This is a genomic window from Enterococcus sp. DIV0236, assembly GCF_050558525.1.
Classification (GTDB): domain Bacteria; phylum Bacillota; class Bacilli; order Lactobacillales; family Enterococcaceae; genus Enterococcus; species Enterococcus faecalis.
This window is the reverse complement of sequence record NZ_CP187891.1, coordinates 2,116,333-2,141,272: the sequence shown is the minus strand read 5'-3', so window position 1 is coordinate 2,141,272 and position 24,940 is coordinate 2,116,333. Positions and strand designations below refer to the sequence as shown.

General features: G+C 37.7%; 24 protein-coding genes. 18 read left to right on the top strand and 6 right to left on the bottom strand.

The window, feature by feature from the left end; genetic code table 11:
• The first annotated feature begins 11 nt into the window (after window positions 1–11).
• A complete protein-coding gene (gene mgtE, locus IGK27_RS10240; RefSeq protein WP_002362548.1) occupies window positions 12–1,373 on the top strand; it encodes a magnesium transporter in 1,362 nt (453 codons plus the stop codon).
• Between the two features lie 117 nt (window positions 1,374–1,490).
• Here the strand turns inward: mgtE and cutC are convergent, their stop codons facing one another.
• Window positions 1,491–2,120, bottom strand: coding sequence for a copper homeostasis protein CutC (gene cutC / locus IGK27_RS10235; RefSeq protein WP_002356490.1), 630 nt, complete (start codon window positions 2,118–2,120; stop codon window positions 1,491–1,493).
• A gap of 129 nt (window positions 2,121–2,249) precedes the next feature.
• On the opposite strand from cutC, the gene IGK27_RS10230 reads away from it, so the two are divergent.
• The 4 genes from IGK27_RS10230 (at window position 2,250) to recD2 (ending at window position 7,412) form a co-directional block, all read left to right on the top strand.
• Entirely contained in the window at window positions 2,250–3,095 is an 846-nt protein-coding gene (locus IGK27_RS10230; RefSeq protein ID WP_002356491.1) for a methyltransferase domain-containing protein, read from the top strand.
• A gap of 312 nt (window positions 3,096–3,407) precedes the next feature.
• A complete protein-coding gene (gene trmL, locus IGK27_RS10225; protein WP_002356493.1) occupies window positions 3,408–3,914 on the top strand; it encodes a tRNA (uridine(34)/cytosine(34)/5-carboxymethylaminomethyluridine(34)-2'-O)-methyltransferase TrmL in 507 nt (168 codons plus the stop codon).
• Between the two features lie 217 nt (window positions 3,915–4,131).
• Window positions 4,132–4,776 (top strand): histidine phosphatase family protein, encoded by a 645-nt coding sequence (locus tag IGK27_RS10220; RefSeq protein ID WP_002394115.1) that lies wholly within the window; start codon window positions 4,132–4,134, stop codon window positions 4,774–4,776.
• A 26-nt stretch (window positions 4,777–4,802) separates the two neighbouring features.
• Entirely contained in the window at window positions 4,803–7,412 is a 2,610-nt protein-coding gene (recD2, locus tag IGK27_RS10215) for an SF1B family DNA helicase RecD2 (RefSeq protein ID WP_002394113.1), read from the top strand.
• A 66-nt stretch (window positions 7,413–7,478) separates the two neighbouring features.
• On the opposite strand, the gene IGK27_RS10210 is transcribed toward recD2, so the two are convergent.
• Window positions 7,479–8,438 carry a diacylglycerol/lipid kinase family protein gene (locus tag IGK27_RS10210; protein ID WP_002356498.1) on the bottom strand — a complete coding sequence of 320 codons (960 nt, stop codon included), beginning with the start codon at window positions 8,436–8,438 and terminating at the stop codon, window positions 7,479–7,481.
• A gap of 262 nt (window positions 8,439–8,700) precedes the next feature.
• Here IGK27_RS10210 and IGK27_RS10205 point away from each other — a divergent pair, with 262 nt between their 5' ends.
• Together IGK27_RS10205 and IGK27_RS10200 are read left to right on the top strand one after the other, a co-directional pair.
• Complete coding sequence (locus IGK27_RS10205) at window positions 8,701–9,207, top strand: QueT transporter family protein (protein ID WP_002356499.1); 507 nt, start codon at window positions 8,701–8,703, stop codon at window positions 9,205–9,207.
• A 237-nt stretch (window positions 9,208–9,444) separates the two neighbouring features.
• On the top strand, window positions 9,445–10,650 hold the full coding sequence (locus tag IGK27_RS10200; protein ID WP_002385715.1) for an aminoacyltransferase: 1,206 nt from the start codon (window positions 9,445–9,447) through the stop codon (window positions 10,648–10,650).
• 55 nt (window positions 10,651–10,705) lie between these two features.
• On the opposite strand, the gene IGK27_RS10195 is transcribed toward IGK27_RS10200, so the two are convergent.
• The 4 genes from IGK27_RS10195 to IGK27_RS10180 are packed head-to-tail and all read right to left on the bottom strand — an operon-like array spanning window position 10,706 to window position 13,677.
• Window positions 10,706–11,341, bottom strand: coding sequence for an ECF transporter S component (locus IGK27_RS10195; protein WP_002356501.1), 636 nt, complete (start codon window positions 11,339–11,341; stop codon window positions 10,706–10,708).
• Window positions 11,342–11,344: 3 nt separating this feature from the next.
• On the bottom strand, window positions 11,345–11,899 hold the full coding sequence (gene coaC / locus IGK27_RS10190) for a phosphopantothenoylcysteine decarboxylase (RefSeq protein ID WP_002359573.1): 555 nt from the start codon (window positions 11,897–11,899) through the stop codon (window positions 11,345–11,347).
• Window positions 11,896–12,669, bottom strand: a complete 774-nt coding sequence (gene coaB / locus IGK27_RS10185; RefSeq protein ID WP_002359575.1) for a phosphopantothenate--cysteine ligase — start codon at window positions 12,667–12,669, stop codon at window positions 11,896–11,898. The genes coaC and coaB overlap by 4 nt, the downstream gene beginning before the upstream one ends.
• A gap of 15 nt (window positions 12,670–12,684) precedes the next feature.
• Complete coding sequence (locus IGK27_RS10180) at window positions 12,685–13,677, bottom strand: YhdH/YhfP family quinone oxidoreductase (protein ID WP_002356506.1); 993 nt, start codon at window positions 13,675–13,677, stop codon at window positions 12,685–12,687.
• 263 nt (window positions 13,678–13,940) lie between these two features.
• Between IGK27_RS10180 and IGK27_RS10175 the strand changes: the two genes are divergently transcribed.
• From IGK27_RS10175 to IGK27_RS10125, 11 genes are all read left to right on the top strand, one after another.
• Window positions 13,941–14,483 (top strand): helix-turn-helix domain-containing protein, encoded by a 543-nt coding sequence (locus tag IGK27_RS10175; protein WP_002356507.1) that lies wholly within the window; start codon window positions 13,941–13,943, stop codon window positions 14,481–14,483.
• Between the two features lie 25 nt (window positions 14,484–14,508).
• Entirely contained in the window at window positions 14,509–15,594 is a 1,086-nt protein-coding gene (locus IGK27_RS10170) for an ABC transporter ATP-binding protein (protein WP_002356508.1), read from the top strand.
• A gap of 18 nt (window positions 15,595–15,612) precedes the next feature.
• On the top strand, window positions 15,613–16,419 hold the full coding sequence (locus IGK27_RS10165; RefSeq protein WP_002356510.1) for an ABC transporter permease: 807 nt from the start codon (window positions 15,613–15,615) through the stop codon (window positions 16,417–16,419).
• Entirely contained in the window at window positions 16,419–17,255 is an 837-nt protein-coding gene (locus tag IGK27_RS10160) for an ABC transporter permease (protein ID WP_002356512.1), read from the top strand. The genes IGK27_RS10165 and IGK27_RS10160 overlap by 1 nt, the downstream gene beginning before the upstream one ends.
• The gene (locus IGK27_RS10155) at window positions 17,252–18,325 is read left to right on the top strand and encodes an ABC transporter substrate-binding protein (protein WP_002394111.1); all 1,074 of its coding nucleotides are present in this window, start codon (window positions 17,252–17,254) and stop codon (window positions 18,323–18,325) included. The genes IGK27_RS10160 and IGK27_RS10155 overlap by 4 nt, the downstream gene beginning before the upstream one ends.
• A gap of 149 nt (window positions 18,326–18,474) precedes the next feature.
• Window positions 18,475–19,158 (top strand): TVP38/TMEM64 family protein, encoded by a 684-nt coding sequence (locus IGK27_RS10150; RefSeq protein WP_010823099.1) that lies wholly within the window; start codon window positions 18,475–18,477, stop codon window positions 19,156–19,158.
• Window positions 19,159–19,267: 109 nt separating this feature from the next.
• On the top strand, window positions 19,268–20,560 hold the full coding sequence (locus IGK27_RS10145) for a GntP family permease (protein ID WP_033626566.1): 1,293 nt from the start codon (window positions 19,268–19,270) through the stop codon (window positions 20,558–20,560).
• 21 nt (window positions 20,561–20,581) lie between these two features.
• On the top strand, window positions 20,582–21,730 hold the full coding sequence (locus IGK27_RS10140; protein WP_002356517.1) for a glycerate kinase: 1,149 nt from the start codon (window positions 20,582–20,584) through the stop codon (window positions 21,728–21,730).
• Window positions 21,731–21,871: 141 nt separating this feature from the next.
• Entirely contained in the window at window positions 21,872–22,885 is a 1,014-nt protein-coding gene (locus IGK27_RS10135; protein ID WP_002374210.1) for a CdaR family transcriptional regulator, read from the top strand.
• A gap of 122 nt (window positions 22,886–23,007) precedes the next feature.
• On the top strand, window positions 23,008–23,910 hold the full coding sequence (locus tag IGK27_RS10130; protein ID WP_010713166.1) for a diacylglycerol/lipid kinase family protein: 903 nt from the start codon (window positions 23,008–23,010) through the stop codon (window positions 23,908–23,910).
• A 119-nt stretch (window positions 23,911–24,029) separates the two neighbouring features.
• Entirely contained in the window at window positions 24,030–24,764 is a 735-nt protein-coding gene (locus IGK27_RS10125) for a YcjF family protein (protein WP_002384134.1), read from the top strand.
• Window positions 24,765–24,940 lie beyond the last annotated feature (176 nt).

Here is a 24,940-nt window from a genome sequence, read left to right as displayed (position 1 = left end):
GAAAGTGTAAGATGAATGAAGGCCAAGAAATGGAAGAGCAATTTGCCCTTCTTTTAGAAACGCTAAAAAATCAACAAATGAACGAATTTCGTGAGCTATTTTTAGCGTTACACATTTATGAACAAGGACAATTTTACCAATCGTTAGATGAAAAAGACCGACAACATTTATACAATTACCTATCTCCGAAAGAACTAGCGGATATGTTTGATGTTATCGAAGAAGATAATGAGAATATGAAAGATTATTTAGCTGAAATGCGCCCAAGTTATGCAGCCGATATGTTAGCTGAGATGTATACCGATAATGCGGTGGATTTACTAAATATGTTAGATAAGAGTCAAAAGGCGAAATATCTTAGTTTGTTAAGTAGTGAAGAAGCAGGCGAAATTAAAGAGTTACTTCATTACGAAGATGAAACTGCTGGGGCGATTATGACCACCGAATTTGTTTCGATTGTGGCGAATCAAACAGTGCGTTCTGCGATGTACGTCTTAAAGAATCAAGCGGACATGGCGGAAACAATCTATTACGTTTACGTAGTCGACCAAGAAAATCATTTAGTCGGCGTTATTTCGTTGCGGGATTTAATTGTTAATGATGATGATACCTTGATTGCTGATATTTTGAATGAACGGGTTATTTCAGTTCATGTTGGCGATGACCAAGAAGATGTCGCGCAAACAATTCGTGACTATGACTTCTTAGCTGTGCCAGTTACAGATTATGATGATCATTTGTTGGGGATTGTAACAGTTGATGATATTATTGATGTTATCGATGATGAAGCCGCTAGCGACTACTCTGGTTTAGCCGGGGTCGACGTTGAGGAAGTTAGTGAGAACCCCTTAAAAGCCGCTTCTAAACGATTACCTTGGTTAATTACGCTGCTGTTTTTAGGGATGTCTACGGCCTCGTTAATCAGTAATTATGAGTCGTTAGTTAGCGAAGCGAGTATTTTAGCCGTTTTTATTTCTTTAATTACCGGAACAGCCGGCAATGCCGGAACACAATCATTGGCGGTCGCGGTACGCCGTTTGGCTATGAAAGATGAAAAGGATAGTAATTTTGGTCGCTTAATCTTAAGTGAAGTGCTCACGGGACTAGTGACGGGGGCTGTGACAGGTTTAACCATTATGATTGTGGTTGGCGTGTGGCAACATAATCTTCCGCTTGGATTTGTGATTGGGATGGCAATGCTCTGTGCAATTACTGTGGCGAATTTAGCAGGGAGTTTAATCCCAATGTTAATGGATAAATTAGGGTTTGATCCCGCAGTTGCCAGTGGCCCGTTTATTACTACCTTAAGTGATTTAACCAGTGTATTAATTTATTTCAATATTGCCAGCATGTTTATGCGTTATTTTGTTTAAAAAATTGCACTTATTTATCATGAGACTGAGGTAAAAGGATTCGTTGGTTTGCTTTAAATCAAAAAAGTGAGATAGCCGTTAATACGACGGCTACCTCACTTTTTTAGATACAAGAAATTAAACAATTTTTGTGCCATGGACTTCTGTGACTTTTAAAGTGTCCATCACAGTTTGAACGTTTTCTGTGGAAATACCGCCACCTGGTAAAATAAGAATCCGTTGATCTGCGTAGACAATTAATTCTTTTAAATGATCAAAGTTGTCTTCGATAGGGGTACCAGCTGGCCCGCCATGAGTTAAAATACGCGTCACACCACGCTCAGCTAACCAGTCGATCGCCTTAAATTGATTTTCTTTCGACAAGGCATCAAAAGCCATATGGAAAGTGATTTGCAAGCCTTCAGCCGTTTCAATGAATAAGTCCAAAGCTTCTTCATCTAACCAACCGTCCTCAGTTAAACAGCCAATAACAATGCCGTCGGTTCCTAATTTCTTTGCTTCGATTAAATCGGTATGCATAATTTTTAATTCAATATCATTATAGACAAAATTGCCGCCACGAGGACGAATGATTGTCATCACTGGTACAGAATGTTCGCCAGCGTATGCTAAGACTTCTTCAATAACACCAGTACTTGGCGTCGTTCCACCCACGGCTAAGTTATCGCATAATTCGATGCGATTCGCACCTTTTTGAATGGCTTGGGGAATCTTAGTGAAATTTTCGGCACAGAATTCTTTAATCATTTCTTATCGCTCCTTGCTTTTTCTTCACAGGCATTGTACCATAATTCTGCTTACTACCATAGCCCTGAAAAAAAGAGTGCAACTTTTTATAAGAGAAAATGTTCATTTGATGAACGTAAGGAGTTTTAAATGTTAAAGAAAATTGAACGAGCACAACAATTATTAAAAAAAGAAGCAGCCGTTTTTCGCTGTCCAACTTGTCATGAACCAATGCATTTAGAAGGGGTTGGTCTGATTTGTCAACAGAGGCATCAATTTGATTTATCCAAGAAAGGCACGCTATACTTTCTAAATCATAGCGTTCAGACAGAATATAATAAAAAAATGTTTACTTCTCGAGGAAAAATGATTCAAAGTGGCATGTACGCGCCTGTTTTAAACAAAATTATGCACTATCTTCCTCAAAATAAAACAGTAGTCGATGTTGGTTGTGGTGAAGGGAGTTTTCTAGCTGAGTTAAGTCAAGCAGGCTTATCTGGACTGAAAATCGGGTTTGATTTATCAAAGGAAGGAATCTATTTAGCAAGTAATCAGCCAATTGATGCGTTTTGGTGTGTGGCGGATTTAACGAATTTGCCATTTGCGAATGAAGGGCTTGATACGATTTTGAATATTTTTTCTCCTTCACATTATCAAGAATTTCGGCGAGTACTAAAAGCTGACGGGACTGTGATTAAAATTATTCCTGAAGAGAATTACTTAAAGGAATTACGAGCGGCTTTTTATCCCAATGACGAAAAGAAACAAAGTTATTCCAATCAAAAAGTAGTCCAACGTTTTGCCGAGGAATTAGCTGTGGAAGTAGATGAACGAATAACTTATTGCTTTGACATTTCCGAGGAAAGACGGTTGGATTTATTAGAAATGTCGCCATTAGAGTGGCAAGTTTCTCAAGAAGTTAAAGCCGAGCTACAACAGCGACCATTGGAAAAAGTCACGATTGACGTCCGCTTGTTAGTAGGTCGTAAAAGATAGACTTTTTTGTGAAGAAAATCCTAAAAAAGTCTTGCAATAAAGTGACATTGGTGTTATATTACTTACAAGTTGTTTTTTCATTGGTTTTTATCAGGGTCCTGTTCTGATAAAAGTTAGTGAAGAGACCTTCACTAACGTAACGACTCGCCGTGCTAGACACCGAGACGGTACGTTTTTTTTATTGGTTAGAATAGCTGCCGCCTGACATCATCGCGTCATGCGGTTTTTTTTTGAAAATAAGTATTGTGGGCGCTATTTATTTTGAATTTATGCTAAAATGAACACGATTGATATTTGAGGAGCTGAAGATAGTTGACGAACCATATTGTTTTATTTGAACCACAAATTCCAGCAAATACTGGAAATATTGCACGGACATGTGCAGCGACGAATACACCGTTGCATTTAATTGAACCTTTAGGATTTTCAACAGATGATAAACACTTAAAACGTGCCGGATTAGATTATTGGAATGATGTAAATATTACGTATCATAAAGATTTGGCTGCCTTTTTAGCCCATGTGGCAGGCAAACACTTGCATTTAGTAACCAAATTTGCTCACCAAACATACAGCGAGGTCAATTATAATGATGGCGAGGACCATTATTTCCTTTTTGGAAAAGAAACAACGGGCTTACCAGAAACGTTTATGCGAGAAAACGAAGAAAAGTGTATCCGAATTCCTATGAATGATGAACATGTGCGCTCACTGAATCTTTCTAACACTGCTGCACTAATTGTTTATGAAGCCTTACGTCAGCAAAATTTTCCGAACTTAGAACTGACGCATCATTATGAAAATGATAAATTAGATTAAAAAAAGTTAAGACAGTAGCGCTTTTTTTCAAAAATGTCAGGAGAAAGTGGTTTTATTTTTACTGTTGCCCAATTTCCGAGCCTAGAACAAAAAACAATTTAGATTTTTGTTCTAGGCTTATTTTGCTTGGATTACTAGAAACTTCCATGGATATTTTCGCAGGGAAGTGATAAACTAGAAAGACATATGAAGAGATAAAGAAGTTTGGAGAAGTTACATGAAATTATATTTTACACGACATGGAAAAACTGAATGGAATCAACAGAAACGATTTCAAGGAATGACAGGAGATTCGCCGTTATTACCAACTAGTTATGACGAAATTAAACAATTAGGCCAATATTTACAAGATATTCCGTTTGAAAAAATTTATTCTAGTCCGCTATTACGTGCCAAAAATACTGCGCGGGGAATTCAACAAGAATTGAATCATCCAGTTGAAATTGTTTATACAGATACCTTAAAAGAATTAGGTTTAGGTCGTCTAGAAGGACAATATATTGAAGAAATGCGTAATTTTTATGGAGAAGAATTAGATCATTTACGGCATCGTTTAGATTTGTATGATCCAACAATTTTTGATGGTGAACCAATCGAGCAAGCGATTCAACGGATTTCAGATACAGTTGCTGAAGCGGCGAAGCAACACGAAGGTCCAGTTCTATTTGTCGGACACGGAGCAGCGCTGACGGCGGCAATCCAAGCGATGGCTGGTAAACCATTATCAGAATTACGGACAATGGGCGGGCTGTTAAACAATAGCCTTTCAATCCTTGAAACCAAAGAGGCATCAAGGAACATGCCGTACGACTTAACGTTATGGAATGATACGTCTTTTTTAGCTAAAGAAAAAGCACAATAAGCGCACAACAGAAAGGAGGGCTTGTAGTGGTAACACTTTTTGGTGAGGACGAAGAAAAAGCCTTTATTGTTGGGACTGTACAAGCAATCTTTTTTGAAAATCCCAGTAATTTTTATAAAGTCGTTCTTGTAAATGTGACCGATACAAATACAGATTATTTAGAAAAAGAAATTGTAGTAACTGGAAGTTTTGGCCAAGTTCAAGAAGAGGAACCCTATCGTTTCTTTGGTCATTTTGTGGACCATCCTCGTTATGGCAGACAGTTTCAGGTGGATAGTTATCAGCAAGAAAGACCGACTTCGGCTAGTGGGGTGGTTAACTATTTATCAAGTGACAAATTTCCTGGCATTGGTAAACGAACTGCTGAAAAAATTGTTGAAGTATTAGGGGAAAGTGCGATTGACCGAATTATTGATGATCCGAGTGTTTTGGAAGAAGTTACTGTTTTAAATGAAAAAAAACGTCAAGTAATCGTCGAAACAATTCGCTTGAATCACGGGATGGAGCAAGTGATTGTGGGACTAAATCGATACGGCTTCGGTAGTCAGTTAGCTTTTTCAATTTATCAAACCTATCAAGAAGAAACCCTTTCTGTGATTCAAGAAAATCCTTATCAGTTAGTTGAAGATATTGAGGGAGTCGGATTTAAACGAGCGGACAATATTGCTGAACAAATCGGCATTCAGGCGGATTCTGCTGTTCGAATTCGAGCGGCGATTTTACATGAAGTGTTTGAGCACTCCATTCGCTCAGGCAATACGTATGTTCAAGCAGATGTTTTGTTAGAAGAAGCGATTCGGACCTTGGAAGCAAGTCGCCCAGTGGAAATCTCACCTGATCAAGTAGCCAATGAAATCATTACGTTAGTCGAACATGGAAAAATCCAACAAGAAGAGACTAAACTTTTTGAGAACAGTCTCTATTTTTCTGAATGGGGCATTGGTACTTCGATTCAGCGTTTACTTTCTCGTAAAAAAGAAATTCATTATGAGGAAGAAGAAGTCCAAAAAAATATCCGAATGATTGAGAAACGTTTAAATATTCAGTATGGCGACTCGCAACAAGCAGCGATTGAAGAAGCGATTAAATCGCCGTTATTTATTTTAACTGGAGGGCCCGGAACAGGGAAAACAACTGTTATTAATGGGATTGTCTCGTTGTTTGCGGAACTAAATGGTCTTTCATTAGATCTCAAAGACTATACGCAGGAGATGTTTCCAATCTTGCTAGCGGCGCCAACTGGGCGAGCAGCGAAACGTATGAACGAAACGACAGGTTTACCTGCAAGTACCATCCACCGTTTGTTAGGCTTGACAGGTCGTGAAAAAAATCCGAGTTTAACCGCCAAAGAATTAGAAGGTGGTTTGCTAATTGTAGATGAAATGTCCATGGTGGATACTTGGTTAGCCAATACGTTATTAAAAGCTATTCCGACAAACATGCAAGTGATTTTTGTTGGTGATAAGGATCAGCTACCGTCTGTCGGTCCAGGTCAAGTCTTACATGACTTATTGCAAATTAACGAAATTCCCAAATGTGAGCTAAACGAAATTTATCGTCAAGGAGACGGTTCAAGTATTATTCCTCTTGCCCATGAAATTAAAGAAGGAAAGTTGCCTGCTGATTTTCAAAAAAATCAAAAGGATCGCTCGTTCTTTGCAAGTGATATTGGTCATATTGAAGAATACATTCGACAAATCGTCACAAAGGCAAAAGCAAAAGGGTTTACGCCACAAGATATCCAAGTTTTAGCGCCAATGTATCGTGGCGCAGCTGGCATTGATGCCTTGAATAAGATGATGCAAGAAATCTTCAATCCAAATGATGGTAAGAAAAAAGAAGTCAAATGGAATGACACCGTCTATCGGATTGGGGACAAAGTTTTGCAACTAGTCAATACGCCAGAATTAAATGTGTTCAATGGAGATATGGGAGAAATCGTCGGAATTACTTTAGCCAAAGACTCAGAGGACAAAGTGGACGAGTTGGTTTTACAGTTTGATAATAATGAAGTAACGTATAAAAGAAATGAATGGAATAAAATTACGCTATCGTATTGTTGTTCGATTCATAAAGCGCAAGGTAGTGAATTCCGCATGGTGTTACTGCCAATGGTTCATCAGTATAGCCGAATGCTGCAACGAAATTTGTTGTATACAGCAGTGACACGTAGTAAAGAATTATTAATTCTATTAGGTGAGGTTTCTGCTTTTGAAACATGTGTCAAAAACGAATCGGCTAGTCGCATGACGATGCTAAAAGAACGAATCGTGAACGCAGAACAAATGACCTTAACGACTAGAACTCAGTTAGAAGCCTATGAAGAAGGTTTAACGGCAGACCATCCATTTACTGAAAAGGAAACAAAAGCTGTCTCTTATGAAACTGAACAGCAATCAACGAAAGCCGATCAGATCAAAGAAACAGACGAGCAATTAGTTGACACAACGGTACAAGAAGTTTCACTATTTGCTGATGAAGGGGAAGAGTCAACCCCAGAAACAGCAAATAAAGCGACAAAAGTTGTCGAAGAACCATTACCAAAAGAACCACGACTAACAGTCGAAATTATTCAAACAAATGCTATTGATCCAATGATTGGAATGAAGGATACGACGCCTTATCAATTTCTGTGAGAAAAGGAAAGAGTGCCATAAGTCGTTTTGACTTATGGCACTCTTTTTCAACCTTAAGGGACTTAGTTAAAACCAAAACAAACGTTTTTGTGTGGTATAAACCATATCAATACTTCGTTTGCCTAAAATCTCGCCATCTGCGTGAATGGTTTGTGGAATCGTCGAAACAATTCGAATTTTACTTGATTGAAAATGATGAAAATGCTTAGATTTCCCTTGTTTTTGACGAAGCAATAGGAAAATAAGCCACAAAATTTTAAAAATATTGATTCGTTCCACGACAACTAAATCCACGACTGCTTTGCGAGGATTGGCCGTCGGCATAATTGATACACCCCCGCCAAAATAAGGATGATTTGTGACCGTACATAGGAAAGCACGATTAAATGTGTATTGTTTACCATTCATTTCAACTAAAATTGGAAAGCCTTTTTGTTTAAAAAAGACATGAATGATTGAAGAAATATAGGAAAGCGAGCCAAGCTTAAATTTATTTAAGGCTTTTTTTGATGACGATTCGTTGGTTTTTTCCACGATTGCCGCATCTAACCCTAAGCCAACATTATTGGTGGCTAAGCCGATTTCTTCTTGGTTGGCTTCTACATAATGAATTGTTTGAATTTCTTTTGGTCGTCTGGTGCGCAGGATTTGATGCAATGCTTTATCAATATTTCTTGATAATCCCACCCCTCGTGCAAAATCATTTCCAGAGCCGCATGGAATATAGCTTAAAGGAATAGCTGAATCATATGGAAGTAATGAATTAATGACATTATGTAGTGTGCCATCGCCGCCTAGCACGACTAGGATTGGAAAAGTTGAAACGTCTAAGTCTTCAGACCAAGGAAGTAAAGTTGTTTCTGCAAGTTCCTTCGTCAATTCTTTTTCATGTCCAGCGTAATCAGTGTAAAGAGCCGTATATTTAAGTTCTTGTTGCTTAAGTTGTTGAATCACTTTTCTAGCGACTTTTCGGCCATTGCCGCTACTTGCCTGCTCGTTGATAATAAGATAGTAGTGAATGTTCATTGAGCTCCTCCTTTGAATCGCTATTGTCCATTATACCAGAGGGAGGAACTTCTGCGAATAAAGATTGCTTAAAAAAGTAAAAAATGACTAGAAAAAGGCACGAAACAATGCATGAGAGGTGAAAACTGCAAATAAGTGCAAAGTAAAACAGGGCTTTCATTGACTATTTTGACGTTCCATATTAGAATGTGAACTGTTGCAATTGTAACCAAGGTTCATCAACCATCCCTTGTAAAAAAACTCGGAGAAAGAAGGAAAAAGTATGCAAAATTCGTTTCAAGCCAATCGAAAGCTAAGAACAGTCTTAGCCAATGGTATCATTATGGGCTTATATATTGTCCTCTCTTTATTGGTTCGGCCAGTTTCTTCTGGTATGATTCAATTTAGAATTTCAGAAAGTTTGAATCACCTAGTCGTTTTCAATCGCAAATTGATGTGGGGTGTTTTAGGCGGCGTTATCTTTTTTAACTTATTTTTTGGTTTCGGTGTAATGGATGCTCTGTTTGGTGGAGCGCAAACATTATTTGCGTTGAGCTTAACAGCTTTTTTACAAAAAAAGGTACCAAGTATTCCTGTTAGAATGTGTCTAAATAGTCTATTTTTTACTGTAAGTATGTTTTTTATTGCCTTTATGCTAGTACCAAGTGGCGGTCAAGCATTTTGGACAACTTATGGTTGGTTAGCATTAAGTGAAGCGATTATTATGACGATTTCAGCACCAATCATGTATTTTATCAACAAGTCATTAAAATTTGAAACACGTATTTAATTGAAAAGATGTGGATAGAAATGATTCATCCTTTGAATGGCAGTGAAGAAAAGTGTCGTTGCTATTAGTGAACTAAGTGATAGAATGAACTGTTTCTACCTCGTCTTTTTTACATAAAGAATAAGATCTACATTTTTTCTAAAAATTTTCATGTAAAACTTTACTAGTCTGTTGGAATACACTATGATAGTGTAAGATAAACGGACTATTGGAAAGTCACAGCAGAGGAGTTTGAACATGTACACATTTAAAATCGGTATTCCGGCAGAAGTACACGATACATTTGTTAAAAATCACCCATTATGTAATTTACTACAGTCATCTTCATGGGCAAAAGTCAAGGATAACTGGGGTTCTGAAATTGTTGGGGTTTATGAAAAGGATACATTAGTCGCATCAAGTTTAGTTTTAATCAAACCATTACCAGCCGGTTTTACGATGTTATATACACCAAGAGGTCCAGTAATGGACTATACAAATGAACGTTTGGTCAGCTACTTTATGGCTGAATTGAAAAAATTTGGCAAGAAAAAACGAGCTTTATTTATAAAAATGGATCCAGCGGTTCACTATCAAGATTTTCATTTGGGAGAAGAACATCAACCGCATGCTGAAGCGACAGCTATTATTGAGACCTTGAAAAAAGCAGGGGCCAAATATCAAGGACTGACAATGGATATGGGGGCCACCATCCAGCCCCGCTTCCAAGCGAATATTTATCGTGAAGATTTTAGTGAGGAACAATTGTCAAAAAGTACCAAGAAAATGATTAAAACAGCTGAAAAAAAAGGGGTCGTTGTGCAGCAAGGGCATGTTGACTTTGTTGATGAATTTGAAAAAGTCATTCAATCAACCATGGAACGCCAACATATTTCTTTGCGGAATAGTGATTACTTTAAGAAGCTGTTGAACATTTACCCAGAAGACTCCTTTATTATGCTGGCGCAAGTCAATTTAAAGGAACGCTTAGATAGCACGCGACAACGCTATGACAAAAATCAAAAAGACTTGAGTAATTTGAAAGAAAATCAAGTGAAAAAGCGCCATAATTTAGAAGAATTAGATGCTTCCTTGACTCGGGAACTAAAAGAATTAGAAGAAAATATCGCAGAAGCTGGTGAAATCGTCACGGTTGCTGGCGCCTTGGCTGTGACATTTGGTCCAACAAGTGAAATCCTTTATGCTGGCTTAGATGATCGTTATAAACGCTACATGCCAACATATGTGACTTGGCGAGATGCCATTCAAGAATGTTTTAACCGTGGCTGCGAAAGCTGTAATATGGGCGGCTTAGAAGGTAGTTTAAATGATGGCTTAATTAAGTTTAAAGCGAACTTCAACCCAACGATTAATGAATTTATTGGGGAATTCGATTTACCGGTTAATAAATTATTATTTAAAGCCAGTGAATATGCCTATAAATTACGAAAACAAAAAAAATAAATAAAAAACACAGGGACTAAAAATCAAACTTGATTTTTAGTCCCTGTGTTTTTTTCTATAGTTTTTGCGTTGCATTCCGTTTCATTAAGCGAAGCAAAACGCTAGCAATTGCTGAAGCAGCTACACCAGCAACAAGAGCTTCTGGCACACCAGAACTGAAAATCGTCGCAATAATAGCTAGGTAAACAGCAGTTCCAGCTTTACCAATAATTTCAGCATAAGCTGAATTAAAAAGAAAATAAATCATGTTCATGACTAAAATGGTATTCGTTGCTGAGCCTAAAACACCAGCCACAAATAAGGAGACAGGTTGCGCTTTTTCCTTCGTTAATTTATTTAGCCATTTGTAAGCGAAATAAGGAACGACCCCAATTAAAATCCGCGGAATGAGCACAATTAAAAGAGCCTTCCAACTACCGTGATCGGTACCAATCACAGGAATAAATGGAGAAAAAACAAACGACAAAGGTGTTGGTGCTGTCGTATTTTTAATTAAGCTAATGATCCCAAATGTGCCGCCCAACATACTACCGATTTTTGGCCCTAAAACAATGGAACCAATAATTACAGGAATATGCATCGTGGTCGAATTTAAAGGACCTAATGTGATAAATCCTAGCGGGGTTAAAGCCAGTAAAAGTAAGATAGCTAAGAACATTGCTGTTAACGTAAATTTTTTCGTGTTATTCATAAATTACTCCTTGTTATCAGATGCTAAAATTTTCATCACTGTTTGAAGGATATCTTCAACAGTGGCAAGTGCGCCACGACCATAATCGCCACAAGCTAATAGAGCTTCACGTGGGATTATTTCTTGATAGCCGACTTCTTTTAAAATGCCAATATTTCGTTGGACAATGGGGTTTTGGTACATATACGTATTCATCGCGGGCGCAATAATTTTTGGTGTTTCAGGATAAAGTGCCAAAGCAACTGTTGATAATAAGTCGTCGGCAATCCCATGGGCTAATTTCCCAATTGTATTGGCCGAAGCAGGTGCTACTAAAAATAAATCCGCTTTTTTAGCTAACTCAATGTGATTAATTTTACTGGGATCAATTTCCATCATGACATCCGTATGCACTGGATTCTTAGAAAGTGATTGTAACGTCAGCGGAGTGATGAACGCTGTGCTGCTTTTAGTCATTAAAATTTCCACATTGTAGCCAAGCTTAGCTAGTTGACTTGTAATATCTGCTGCTTTATATGCAGAAATGCTGCCAGAGACGCCTAATAAAATAGTTTTCATTGTTGTTCTCTCCATTTCTTTTCAACATTTTTAACGATCATTGAACCAATCCCTTGTTTTGAACAAGCTTCTTGGACAATGCCCGTTTCGTTAATTAATAATCCTTCGTGTTCTGTTTCATGAACGTTCATCAAGTCATTGGCTAAGACAAAGTCACACCGATTTTTAACCAAAGCGGCTTGTGCAACCTGGACAAGTTCTTCTTGTGAAACGTCGACAAGTAATTTAAAGCCCACTAAAACAGTTTGGGGTTGCTTGTCACGAATCATTTGGATGACTTTAGGATTTTTCTTTAGAAAAATTAATAATCGGTCCGTATCAGATGAAATTTTTGTTGCTGTTTGAGGAATATCAGCAATCTGATTCAATGTGTTTTGAACGATAGTTACCAAGGCTTCTTTGGTCTTTGGCAATGTTTGTTCGCTTAATTGTTGAGCAAAAGAATCAATAAATTGTTCTTCCGTTTGCGCGGTTTCCGTCGTAAAATCACTGACTGCCATTGCGTGAACAATCGCATCAAATTGCTTTTCAGCAAAGAGTTGTTCTAACGTAGTAGCTAATTCAACCGTTGTTTCTATTTCTTTAATTGATAAGTCCAATTGTTGGGTTGGACGTAATGCATGTTTGGTTGTTACGTAGGTTACGGTGTGTCCAGCAGCTAAAAAACTTTCAGCAATTGCTTTTCCTAGTCCGCCAGAAGAATGATTGGTAATCGAACGAACATTATCAATCGGTTCTGACGTTCCACCAGCAGTAACTAAAACATCCATAATCAAAACGCCTCCTTAAGAAATTCGGACAATGGTCCGTCCAATATGTTGGCCTGCTTGTAATGCTTCAAAAACAGGGGGAAGTTCTTCTAAAGTAATCTCTTGATACACAGCTTTTTCAGTGATGTCTAAATCAGTGGCAAGACGTTGCCAAACTATTTTTCGTTTGTCCATACCAACATTAACCGAATCAATGCCCAATAAATGAACGCCCCGTAAAATAAAGGGTAAAACGGTTGTCTCTAATGTAATTCCAGCAGCGCGGCCACAAATGGCTGAACGGCCATCATAACGAAGTTGTGGTAAAACAGCAGAAGTAATTTCCCCACCAGTGGTATCAATTGCAAAAGCAAAACGCTGTTTCATTAATGCTTTAACAGGAGTTGCTAAGAAATCTTCTACTAATAAGCATTCACTAACACCTAACTCTTTTAAAAGCTCAAAAGAATCTGGCTTTCTAGTTAATGCAGTGATTGAAGTGTAGCCTAATTGATGCAACATCGCAATAGACAATGTCGCAACACCGCCTGTCGCACCAGTTACAATAATGGGGGCTTCTTTGTCGTCGCGTAAGCCATCGTCTTCTAAAGCTGTGACAGATAATCCGGCCGTAAAGCCAGCAGTTCCGAAAATCATTGCTTCTTTGAGACTCATTTTTTCAGGAAGTGGAACTACCCAATCGCCAGGAACACGCACATATTCAGAATAACCACCAGTATGACTAACCCCTAATTGATAGCCTGTTACGATCACTTTATCGCCTTCTTTGAAACGAGGATCTTCCGATGTGACAACAGTGCCACTGACATCAATTCCTGGAATCATTGGATAATTGCGAATCACACCGCCGTCTTTTTTTGAAGCTAAAGAGTCTTTAAAGTTAACTGAGGAGTAGGCTGCTTTGATTACTACAGTGCCTTCTGATAAATCGTCTAAAGTAATGGTTTCTAGTTGACCAATAACAGATGTATCTTGTTCTCTTAACGTAAATGCTTGAAATGAATTCATATAAAAACTCTCCTTCCAATTATGTAAAAAAGCAACTCGTCTTATTTTATCATATTCTGATTTTTTCGTATCATTTTTCTTCTTATAAACAGTAAGTTATACAGAAAAGAAAGATTGTGTGACAATTAGACTAGAAAAATAAAGAAAAATGGTTGAAATTTTTCAAAAAGTTCGTATACTAAAAAAGGTAAAACTAAACTGTAAGTTTAGTATTACAAAACTTTTGTTGAAAAGATTAGCTGAAAATAGAAACGAGGTGTGCCATGGAAATTGGTGAGAAGTTGAGAAATTTACGCATTCAGAAAAATTTAACACAAGAAGAATTAGGCGAAAGAACGGATTTATCCAAAGGCTATATTTCCCAATTGGAGCGGGATTTAAGCTCACCATCAATGGAAACATTTTTCTCAATTTTAGAAGTACTAGGCGTGACGCCAGAGCAGTTTTTTAGTCAGCAACCGCTTGAACAGAAAATTGTCTACAATGAAGAAGAAAGTACCCTCTATTATGATGAAGAACATGGCTATGAACTAAAATGGTTAATTCCAGCCTCAAATGAAAAAGAAATGGAACCTGTCATTATTACTTTTGATAAAAATGGCGAATACAAAACGTTTGAACCTTCTCTATCAGAAACATTTATTTATGTGATTGATGGCTCCATTCGTTTGACATTAGGGGAAGCCACGTATATTGCTAAAAAAGGTCAAACCATGTATTACCAAGCAACAGAACCTCACCAAATTAGCAACAATGGTCGAGGAAAAAGTCGTGCGTTAATTGTGGCGACAGAATCGTATTTATAAAGGACGAAATGGAGGAGTTTATCCAGTGAGAAACCATGTGATTTCATTTGAAAATGTTGTCAAACAATTTGACGATGAACCAGTATTAAAAAATGTCAGCTTTGAAATTGAAGAAGGAAAATTTTATACGTTATTAGGACCTTCAGGATGTGGCAAAACAACGATTTTGCGTATTATTGCGGGATTCAATGACGTGACTTCTGGCGATGTTTATTTTGATGGTAAAAGAATAAATGATGTACCTGCCAATAAACGCCAAGTCAATACCGTGTTTCAGGATTATGCTTTGTTTCCTCACATGAATGTTTTTGATAATGTTGCGTTTGGTTTAAAAATCAAAAAACTATCCAAAGCAGAAATTGAAAAAAAAGTGAAAGAGGCATTACGTTTGGTTCAATTACCCGGCTACGAAACACGTGAAATTAGTGAAATGTCTGGGGGCCAACGTCAGCGGGTCGCAATTGCACGAGCGATTGTCAATGAGCCAAAAGTATTGCTTTTAGATGAGCCGTTATCCGCTTTAGATTTGAAATTACGCACAGCGATGCAATATGAACTACGTGATTTACAACAACGTTTAGGAATTACTTTTATTTTTGTGACCCATGATCAAGAAGAAGCATTAGCGATGAGCGATGAAATTTTTGTCATGAATAAAGGTCATATCGTGCAAAGTGGCACACCAGTCGATATTTATGATGAACCGATTAATCACTTTGTTGCTGACTTTGTAGGGGAAAGTAATATTGTGGATGGCGTGATGCTGGAAGATAATTTAGTTTCATTTGTGGGAAAAAAGTTTGAATGTGTCGATGGCGGCATGCGGAAAAATGAACCTGTAGAAGTCGTTTTACGTCCAGAAGACTTAACGATTACCACGCTTGAAAAAGGCAAGCTAACCGTAACGGTGGATACACAGTTATTCCGCGGCGTTCATTATGAAATTATTTGTTTTGATGAACAAGGAAACGAATGGATGGTGCATTCCACTCGAAAAGCCAAAGAAGGTGCTCAAGTAGGTCTCTCTTTTGAGCCAGAAGATATTCACGTGATGCGCTTCAATGAATCAGAAGAAGACTTTGATGCCCGTTTAGAAAGTTACGACGAGTAAACGAAAGGGGAAAATAAAATGAAAACAATGCGTCGAATTTATTCGATTCCCTATGTAATGTGGTTACTTTTATTCGTCATTGCGCCAGTGCTAATGATTATTTATCAATCATTTTTCGATATGAATGGCCAGTTTACTTTGGCGAATTACCAAACGTATTTTACATCAGGAACGTATTTAAGTATGACCATTAATTCGGTTTGGTATGCTTTTCTGATTACCATTTTTACGTTATTGGTAAGTTATCCTACGGCTTATTTTTTGACAAAGCTCAAGCATAAACAGTTGTGGTTAATGCTTGTTATTTTACCAACGTGGGTGAATTTATTATTAAAAGCTTATGCCTTTATTGGGATTTTCAGTATTCATGGGAGTATCAATCAGTTTATGAGTTTTATGGGTTTGGGTACGCACCAGATTCTGTTTACAGATTTCAGTTTTTTATTTGTCGCAACGTATATTGAAATTCCATTTATGATTATGCCGATTTTTAATGCCTTAGAAGAGATGAATCCTTCATTGATTAGTGCTAGTCGGGACTTAGGAGCTAGCAGTGCGGAAACATTCCGCCGTGTCATTTTTCCTCTCTCCCTAAACGGTGTGAAAAGTGGCGTTCAAGCTGTCTTTATTCCTTCGCTCTCGCTCTTTATGTTAACGCGTTTAATTGGCGGCAATCGGGTGATTACGTTGGGAACGGCGATTGAGGAACACTTCTTAGTAACGCAAAACTGGGGCATGGGTTCAACAATTGGTGTGATTTTAATTGTTGCCATGTTTATTGTGATGTTGCTGACGGGTGAGAAGAAGAAAGGGCGTGGCAAATAATGCAAAAGAAAAAGTTTAAATGGTCTTATGTGTATTTATTCGTTGTCTTTGCGCTACTGTACGCACCAATCTTTTATTTGATTTTTTATTCGTTTAACGACACGCAAACGATGAATCAGTTTACTGGTTTTACGTTAGATAATTATCGGAACGTTTTCGAAGACACACGCTTGTTAACCATTGTTCTGAATACGTTTTTGCTAGCTTTCTTATCGGCTTTAATAGCAACCATCATTGGAACATTTGGTGCGATGGGGATTTATTATACAAAACGTCGTAAAAACCGGAACACGTTGCTTAGCTTTAATAACATTTTACTCGTTTCACCAGATGTTATTATTGGAGCCAGTTTCTTAATTTTCTTCACGGCAGTAGGGTTTATCAGTTTAGGTTTTACAAGTGTATTATTGTCGCATATTGCCTTTAGTATTCCAATTGTTGTTTTAATGGTTTTACCAAAACTACAAGAGATGAACGATTCTATGGTAGATGCGGCACGGGATTTAGGGGCCAATAATGTTCAAGTGATTAAAAATATTATTTTGCCTTTTTTAGCGCCAGGAATTATTGCTGGCTACTTTATGGCCTTTACTTATTCGTTGGACGATTTTGCCGTAACATTCTTTGTGACAGGCAATGGTTTTTCAACATTATCTGTTGAAATTTATTCACGAGCACGTCAGGGAATTAGTTTAGAAATCAATGCCTTAAGTGCGTTAGTATTCCTATTCTCAATGATTCTAGTTGTCGGTTATTACTTTATCAGTAAAGACAATACGCCAAAACGTTTAAAGAAAATGCGTCGGGAACAAAGTGAGGTGGCCAAGTTAAAATGAAAAAATTACAGTCACTTTTTATTGGAATTATCGCTATTATTGTCATCTTGTTTTTTGGCGTGCGCCAATTGGAGAAAGCAAGTGGCATGGCAGGAGCAGATACCTTGACCATTTACAATTGGGGGGACTATATAGATCCGGCCTTGATTAAGAAATTTGAAAGAGAAACAGGTTATAAAGTCAATTACGAAACCTTTGATTCTAATGAAGCTATGTATACAAAAATTCAGCAAGGTGGTACAGCCTATGATATTGCCATTCCTTCTGAATATATGATTCAAAAAATGATGAAAGCGAAGATGCTTTTACCACTTGATCACAGCAAATTAAAAGGCTTAGAAAACATTGATGCACGCTTTTTAGATCAATCCTTCGATCCCAAAAATAAGTTTTCCGTTCCATACTTCTGGGGCACGTTGGGGATTATTTATAATGATAAATTTATTGACGGCCGTCAGATCCAACATTGGGATGATTTATGGCGCCCGGAATTAAAAAATAATGTCATGCTGATTGATGGCGCTCGCGAAGTGTTAGGATTATCTTTGAATAGTTTAGGCTATTCGTTAAACAGTAAAAACGACCAACAATTACGTCAGGCTACCGATAAGTTAAACCGATTAACGAACAATGTCAAAGCAATTGTTGCCGATGAAATCAAAATGTACATGGCTAATGAAGAAAGTGCAGTTGCTGTAACTTTCTCTGGTGAAGCTGCTGAAATGCTAGAAAACAATGAACATCTACATTATGTGATTCCCAGTGAAGGCTCTAATCTCTGGTTTGATAACATTGTGATGCCTAAGACAGCCAAAAATAAAGACGGCGCCTATGCATTTATGAACTTTATGTTACGACCAGAAAATGCAGCACAAAACGCAGAATATATTGGTTATTCCACACCAAATAAAGAAGCTAAAAAACTATTACCAAAAGAAGTTGCCGAAGATAAACAATTTTATCCAGATGATGAAACCATCAAACATTTAGAAGTTTACCAAGATTTAGGTCAAGAATACTTAGGAATTTATAACGATCTGTTCTTGGAGTTTAAGATGTATCGGAAATAAAAAAAGTACCTTCATAACTTTCGAATCGCCCCTAAAAGTTAGATTTTTAGTCTAACTTTTAGGGGCGGCTTTTATTCATACAAGCTTCTAATTGAGGCACGAAGAAACCTGTGCTACACTTTGTATAAAGCATAAAAGGAGCAAAGAAAATGAAAAGGAAAACAATCCGAATACTACTAATCAGTAGCGGGCTTATTTTAATCCTACTGGTAGGTTACCGTTTGTATCTAGAATATCAAACAGATATTCAATTATTTTTGAATCCTAAAGCCAGTAAGACACAATTATTAGAGCGAATTCGTTCACATGGTTTTTCAGCAGCGCTGTTGTTAGTTTTTTTGACCGCGATCATGTGTGCAGTACCAGGGATTCCAACCTCGGTAATTGGTGTGATTGCAGGATTGAGTTTTGGTCCCTTCAGCGGCACACTCATTAACGTTTTAGGGAATAGTTTGGGAAATTTAATTGCAATCTTTTTGATGCATCATATAAAATTTTTAGATAAAAAAACGGAGACCAATCATTGGGTCCAGTCCATTCGACGGATGAAGCATCCAAAAATTGGGATTATGGTGGGCTACATGATTCCAATTATTCCTTCTTCTGTGATTAATTTTGCTGCAGATACTATGCAGTTGCCATTAAAAAATTTAATAGCCGCGATATTCATTGGTGTAATTCCTTCCTCAATACTTTACGCATGTGGAGGCGAAGCGCTATTTCATGGATATAATAAAACGGCAGTATTGTTAATTGTGAGTGTTCTTTTGTTCGTTGGCTTGGTGGTCATTATTGAGAAAGATAGAAAAAGATTTCAAAAAACTGTTCTTTAAGAACGGTTTTTTTGTGCATTTGAACAATAAATCCTGTTAAATTTACAATTTTAAAAAGAAAGGACTTTGATAGAATGAAAGCGTAAACAATTTAAGGAGCTGATTTTGAATGCCAGATATTACAATATCTTGGGTTGCTGCAATTTTAGGATTAGTTGTAGCGATAGTATTAATTTTGAAAAAATTTAATCCTGTGTATTCCTTGTTTTTTGGTGCAATTGTTGGTTGTCTTATTGGAGGCGCTTCCCTGTCAGATACAGTCGCTGTTCTATTAAACGGAACACAAAGTATTATGGGAACCGCAATCCGTGTCTTAGCAGCCGGCATGTTGGCGGGTGTGATGATGGAATCTGGTGCGGCAGAATCAATTGCCAACGCCATTGTACAAAAGCTTGGCGAGAAAAAAGCTATTTTATCTTTGGCATTATCTACAATGGTAATTACAGCTGTGGGCGTATTCATTCCTGTTGCAGTGTTGATTGTTGCCCCGATTGCTCTATCCGTTGGGAAAAGTACGGGTATCAGTAAGTTATCATTATTGATTGCCTTATCAGGTGGCGGCAAAGCGGGCAATATTATTTCGCCTAATCCAAATACTATTGCAGCGGCGAACGGCTTTAATTTACCTTTAAGTGACGTTATGATTGCTGGTTTTATTCCAGCCGTATTTGGCTTAATTACAGCTGTCGTTCTTGCAAATATCATGAGAAGCAAAGGATCAATGGTCAAAGAAACGGATCTTGTAGAGGAACAAACAAAAGAATTATTACCTTTGAAAAAGGCGTTAATTGCGCCAGTGTTAGCGATTGTCTTATTATTACTTAATCCGATTGGCGCCGTTTTAAATATTTCTTTCATCAAAAGTTTGAATATTGATGCTCTGTATATTTTGCCGTTCGCCTCAGTTGTTGGGACAATTGCGATTGGGCAAACAAAACAACTGGCCTTTTATGCGTCTTCTGGCTTGAAGAGAGTAACCGATACCGTTTTAATTTTAATTGGTGCGGGTGCAATTGCTGGATTAATTTCTGTTTCTGATTTATCAACACAAATTGTCCACTTAATTTCTGTTATGGGAATTTCTGGAACCTTCTTGGCACCGATTTCTGGTATTTTAATGGGCTTAGCAGTTGGTTCAACATCCACAGCGGTTATTTTAGCGACAGGTTCTTTTGGACCAGCGATTTTAGATATGGGCACATCTTCACTTTCAGCAGCAGTCATGGTGCATACTGGGGCAACTGTGATTGATAGTGTTCCTCAAGGCAATTATTTCCATATTACGGCACAAAGTATGAATATGACGATTAAAGAAAGAATTCGAGTGATTCCTTATGAAATGTGTGTCGGTGGGATAATGACGATTGTTGCAACCATTTTATATGGCTTTATTTTAAACTAGTTGGAAAGTAGGCGCGAAAAGATGACGAAAAAATTTGTTTTGGCTCCAGACTCATTTAAAGAAAGTATGAGTGCAAAAGAAGCCTGTCTGGCAATGGAAAAAGGGATTTTAGCTGTATTTAAAGATGCAGACATTCAACACGTCCCGATGGCAGACGGCGGGGAAGGAACGGTGGATTCCTTAGTGGATGCAACAGGAGGCACAAGAGTACCAGTGCGTGTGGCAGGACCGCTTCCTGATCAAATCGTTGAAACCTATTACGGCTTATTAGGTGACCAAGAAACGGTGGTCATTGAAATGGCGAAAGCCAACGGAATTGAATTGGTCAAAGCAGCAGAACGTAATCCCTTGATCACTTCTACTTATGGTACAGGAGAAATGATTCAACATGCGCTCAATCATGGGGCAAAAAAAATCATTATCGGCATTGGTGGTAGCGTGACAAATGATGGGGGTGCAGGTATGATTCAGGCACTTGGTGCGCGTTTGTTAGACAAGGAAGGGCAAGAATTGACACGTGGCGGTGGTGCATTAGATAAACTGGCGCAGATCGATTTAACACAGTTTGATCAACGTATTTTTGCTACCGAAGTTCTAGTAGCAAGTGATGTGAATAACCCACTAACAGGGCCAACAGGGGCGTCTCATGTCTTTGGTCCGCAAAAAGGTGCGACAGAAGAAATGGTGGCTCAATTAGATAAAAACTTAGCCCATTATGCAGCGATTATCAAAAAAGAGGTCGGTATTGATGTTGAGATGATGCCAGGCGCAGGAGCTGCTGGTGGTTTGGGTGCAGGGTTACTAGCATTCACAAAAGCTCAGTTACGCCCAGGGATTGATATTGTCGTAGAAGTGAATCAATTAGAAGAAAAAATAAAAGCTGCTGATTATGTCTTTACTGGTGAAGGGGGGATGGATTTTCAAACAAAATTCGGCAAAGCCCCTTATGGCGTCTCACGTTTGGCCAAGAAGTATCAAAAACCGGTTTTCGCTTGTGCTGGCTATATCGGCAAAGATGTGGATGTCCTCTATGAAGAAGGGATGACGGCTATTTTTGGAATTTTGGCCAAAGCCGAACCATTGGAAGCAGCATTGAAAAATGGACCAGTTAACTTAGAAAGAACCGTTGAAAATATTGCTCGTACATTACAGCTGGTGCCTTGTGACTAAGAACTAGCCATGGTATCATCAGTAATGAAAGCTGAAATAAAAATGTTCAGTCGTTGATCTGAAGAATTAAGCGTTTGGGACATAAGTCATTGCGGCTTATGTCCCAAACGCTACTCGCTTTTTAGAAAGTTGGCGATAGCAATGTTAAAATTAGACAAAATCCAAGCAAATAAAATTGTTGAAAAGTTAATGGCGGATATTCCTTATAACATCAATATTATGGATGAACGAGGAAAAATTATTGCGAGTGGAGATTCTGCTCGAATTGGGGAGCGCCATCGTGGTGCAGAAAGAGCCATCAATGAACGGAAAAATATTGAAATTTATAAAGATACTTCTTTAGAGAAAAAAGGCACCAATGAACCGATTATTTTGAATGATCACATTTTAGGTGTCGTAGGCATTTCAGGAGAACCAGACGAGGTGCGCAAATTTACCAAGCTTGTGCGCTCGATTGTTCTTTTACTGACAGAAGAATTAAATACACAACAAGAACGCGAAAAAAAGAAGAAACAAAAAAATCAGTTTATCCAGCACTTAATGCATGTTGATTCTGCTTACTCAGAAGCCTTAAAATTTGAAGCGTTGGAACTATATAACCTTCAATTAGATGACCAGAATCATTGTGTACTAACCAAGGACAAGCGCTTATTATCCAGTTATTATCCTGGCCATGAAATATTTGAATGGGAAAATTGTTATCTGGTGATTACTTCTGAACCACCTCAGATAACAAAGCCAGTAACAGAATACCTTGTAATAAGTTCGGAAAAAGCCACGATTCAACAAATGGTCCAAGAGGCACAAAACACGTATTTACTTCTATCGTTTCTCCAATTAGAAAAGGCTAAGTTTTACCAAGCAGAAGATTTTTTCATTCAAGGAATTTTTAATTTTCCTTTTCATATTGAATTGGATTTTTTTGAAACCATCCAGACGATTTATGATGAATACTATGAAACCGTTATTTTTTTCGCCAATCATAACTTAAACATCAATGAAACCTCACAAGTATTACATATCCATCGAAATACATTGAATTACCGCTTGAAACGAATTCATGAATTGACGGGGATGGATCCAAAAGTTTGGCAAGATTTTTGGAAATTGTTCTATTATTTTGCCTATTGCTTTAAAGAACGTTTTGAAAAGTAGTGAGGAGCAGGAATGCTTGTTTGTTAAGCAAGTGTCAGCATATTTTTCGCCAGAATCAAAAATATCTTTTATAATAATTGTAAGGAATCAAACGATTTAGATATCAATGAGGAGTGGTACCAGTGAAAAAAGCAGTTTTAATTGTTAACCCCAGTTCTGGTGGTGAAAAAGCCAAAGAATTTGAAACGTTAGCAGAAGAAAAATTAAAACAGTTATTTGATGAAGTTGTAGTGAAACAAACAGAAAAAGGCGGCGATGCAGAACAATTTGCCCGTGAAGCTGCGGAAAGTCACTTCGACAGTGTTTTCGTAATGGGGGGAGATGGAACCGTTAATGAAGGAATTAGCGGGTTGGCAGAACAAGCTTACCGCCCAAAATTTGGCTTTTTTCCTTTAGGAACGGTGAACGATTTAGCGCGAGCCTTGAATTTACCGATGGATCCTGAAGAGGCGATTCAACAATTAGATTTAGAAAAAACCAGTGCTTTAGACGTGGGGAAAATCAATGACGACTACTTTATGAATGTCGTTGCGATTGGGACGATTCCAGAGTCAATTAACGACGTGGACGTTGAACAAAAAACGAAGTTAGGAAAACTCGCTTATTTTATTTCAGGTGCCAAACATTTAGCGAATGCTCAAACGTATCCTTTTCATTTAAGCTTGGATCAAAAAGAACAAACCATTGAAAGTAGTACCGTTTTAGTTGGCTTAACGAATTCAATCGGTGGGTTTGAAACATTATTACCAGAGGCCCAAGTGGATGATGGCAAACTTCATTTAGTTTATTTAAAAGATCAATCATTGTGGGATGCAGTAAAAGCAGTCCCAGATTTGTTAAAAGGTGTCGACCAGTCCACTGATAATTTAGTTTACCTAACCTTTAAAGAAGGAACAATCTCCTTAGAAAACCAAGAAGAATTAACCACTAATGTGGATGGTGATGAAGGAGCTGCTTTGCCAATTACGCTGGAAATTTTGCCTAAACACTTGACGGTCTATTGCGGTGAAGAACAAACAAAATAGCTGATTTTTTGAGAAAAGCTGGAACATTTCTATTTGTTTAAAAAACAGATAAGTTCTGGCTTTTCAAATCATCTAAAAGAGAATCAATCAGGGGCTATGCTATACTTTGTTTCTACATATTGATAGATAAGGGAGTTAATGAGATGAGAAGAAAAAAACATAAAAACAAAAAGAAACAAGAACTTTTTGAAGAGATTGAAAAACAAGAATTAGCAGAACAAGAAACTAAGCAATTGAATGAAGAAATCGAAGACCCAGAATTTCGTTCTTTTTTTCAAGATGTCTTGAAAAAATTTCCACAAAAAACGTCTACGGCCATAATGAATGCTTTCGCAACTTCTAAAGGTAAAGCAGAACAATTAGTGACGAACAGTCAAACACAACTCGACAAAGTATTTGATGAATTTTTGGCTGGTGTTTCACCTGACGTGAAAAAGAAAAGTCATCAAACGATTCATTTTGCTGCATTGTCAGCAGCAATTATTGGGTTTTCGCCAATTCCATTTTCGGATGCTTTTTTACTGGTACCTGTTCAATTAACTATGATGTCACGGCTGCATAAAATTTTTGGTCAGTCTTGGTCTGAAAGTTTAGGTAAAAGTTTAACCAAAGAATTAGTAGTGGTTAGTTTAGGTAAGAGCGCAGTCGGGAATATTCTAAAAGTGATTCCTGTTGTCGGAACTGTGACTGGTGGCATGGTCAATGCTTCAGTTGCGGTAGCAATTACGGAAGCGCTTGGCTGGGTGACCGTCAAAATGTTAAACGATGGTGTTGATATCTTTGATGATGTGATGTCTTTCAAAGGACAATTTTCAACATTATTTAAAGCCATCCAAAATGCTAAAAAGAAATAATCGCTGTATCGATTAACTAGGGTGAGACACATTTAAACTTTTTTAAGTAATTCGTAGCAAATTTCCAAGGTTTTCGTCACAAATTATTCACAGGTTCTCGTTAATATATAAGCATACCAACAAAACACCCAACATAAACACTTTTCATTTTTACTCCTCAAGTAAAAATAACTCCT

Bases quoted from the DNA above. Each gene is read 5' to 3' on its own strand.
- mgtE (WP_002362548.1), top strand. From the start codon at position 12: ATGAATGAAGGCCAAGAAATGGAAGAGCAATTTGCCCTTCTTTTAGAA.
- cutC (WP_002356490.1), bottom strand. From the start codon at position 2,120: ATGATTAAAGAATTCTGTGCCGAAAATTTCACTAAGATTCCCCAAGCC.
- IGK27_RS10230 (WP_002356491.1), top strand. From the start codon at position 2,250: ATGTTAAAGAAAATTGAACGAGCACAACAATTATTAAAAAAAGAAGCA.
- IGK27_RS10220 (WP_002394115.1), top strand. From the start codon at position 4,132: ATGAAATTATATTTTACACGACATGGAAAAACTGAATGGAATCAACAG.
- IGK27_RS10210 (WP_002356498.1), bottom strand. From the start codon at position 8,438: ATGAACATTCACTACTATCTTATTATCAACGAGCAGGCAAGTAGCGGC.
- IGK27_RS10205 (WP_002356499.1), top strand. From the start codon at position 8,701: ATGCAAAATTCGTTTCAAGCCAATCGAAAGCTAAGAACAGTCTTAGCC.
- IGK27_RS10200 (WP_002385715.1), top strand. From the start codon at position 9,445: ATGTACACATTTAAAATCGGTATTCCGGCAGAAGTACACGATACATTT.
- IGK27_RS10195 (WP_002356501.1), bottom strand. From the start codon at position 11,341: ATGAATAACACGAAAAAATTTACGTTAACAGCAATGTTCTTAGCTATC.
- coaC (WP_002359573.1), bottom strand. From the start codon at position 11,899: ATGAAAACTATTTTATTAGGCGTCTCTGGCAGCATTTCTGCATATAAA.
- coaB (WP_002359575.1), bottom strand. From the start codon at position 12,669: ATGGATGTTTTAGTTACTGCTGGTGGAACGTCAGAACCGATTGATAAT.
- IGK27_RS10180 (WP_002356506.1), bottom strand. From the start codon at position 13,677: ATGAATTCATTTCAAGCATTTACGTTAAGAGAACAAGATACATCTGTT.
- IGK27_RS10175 (WP_002356507.1), top strand. From the start codon at position 13,941: ATGGAAATTGGTGAGAAGTTGAGAAATTTACGCATTCAGAAAAATTTA.
- IGK27_RS10165 (WP_002356510.1), top strand. From the start codon at position 15,613: ATGAAAACAATGCGTCGAATTTATTCGATTCCCTATGTAATGTGGTTA.
- IGK27_RS10160 (WP_002356512.1), top strand. From the start codon at position 16,419: ATGCAAAAGAAAAAGTTTAAATGGTCTTATGTGTATTTATTCGTTGTC.
- IGK27_RS10155 (WP_002394111.1), top strand. From the start codon at position 17,252: ATGAAAAAATTACAGTCACTTTTTATTGGAATTATCGCTATTATTGTC.
- IGK27_RS10150 (WP_010823099.1), top strand. From the start codon at position 18,475: ATGAAAAGGAAAACAATCCGAATACTACTAATCAGTAGCGGGCTTATT.
- IGK27_RS10145 (WP_033626566.1), top strand. From the start codon at position 19,268: ATGCCAGATATTACAATATCTTGGGTTGCTGCAATTTTAGGATTAGTT.
- IGK27_RS10140 (WP_002356517.1), top strand. From the start codon at position 20,582: ATGACGAAAAAATTTGTTTTGGCTCCAGACTCATTTAAAGAAAGTATG.
- IGK27_RS10135 (WP_002374210.1), top strand. From the start codon at position 21,872: ATGTTAAAATTAGACAAAATCCAAGCAAATAAAATTGTTGAAAAGTTA.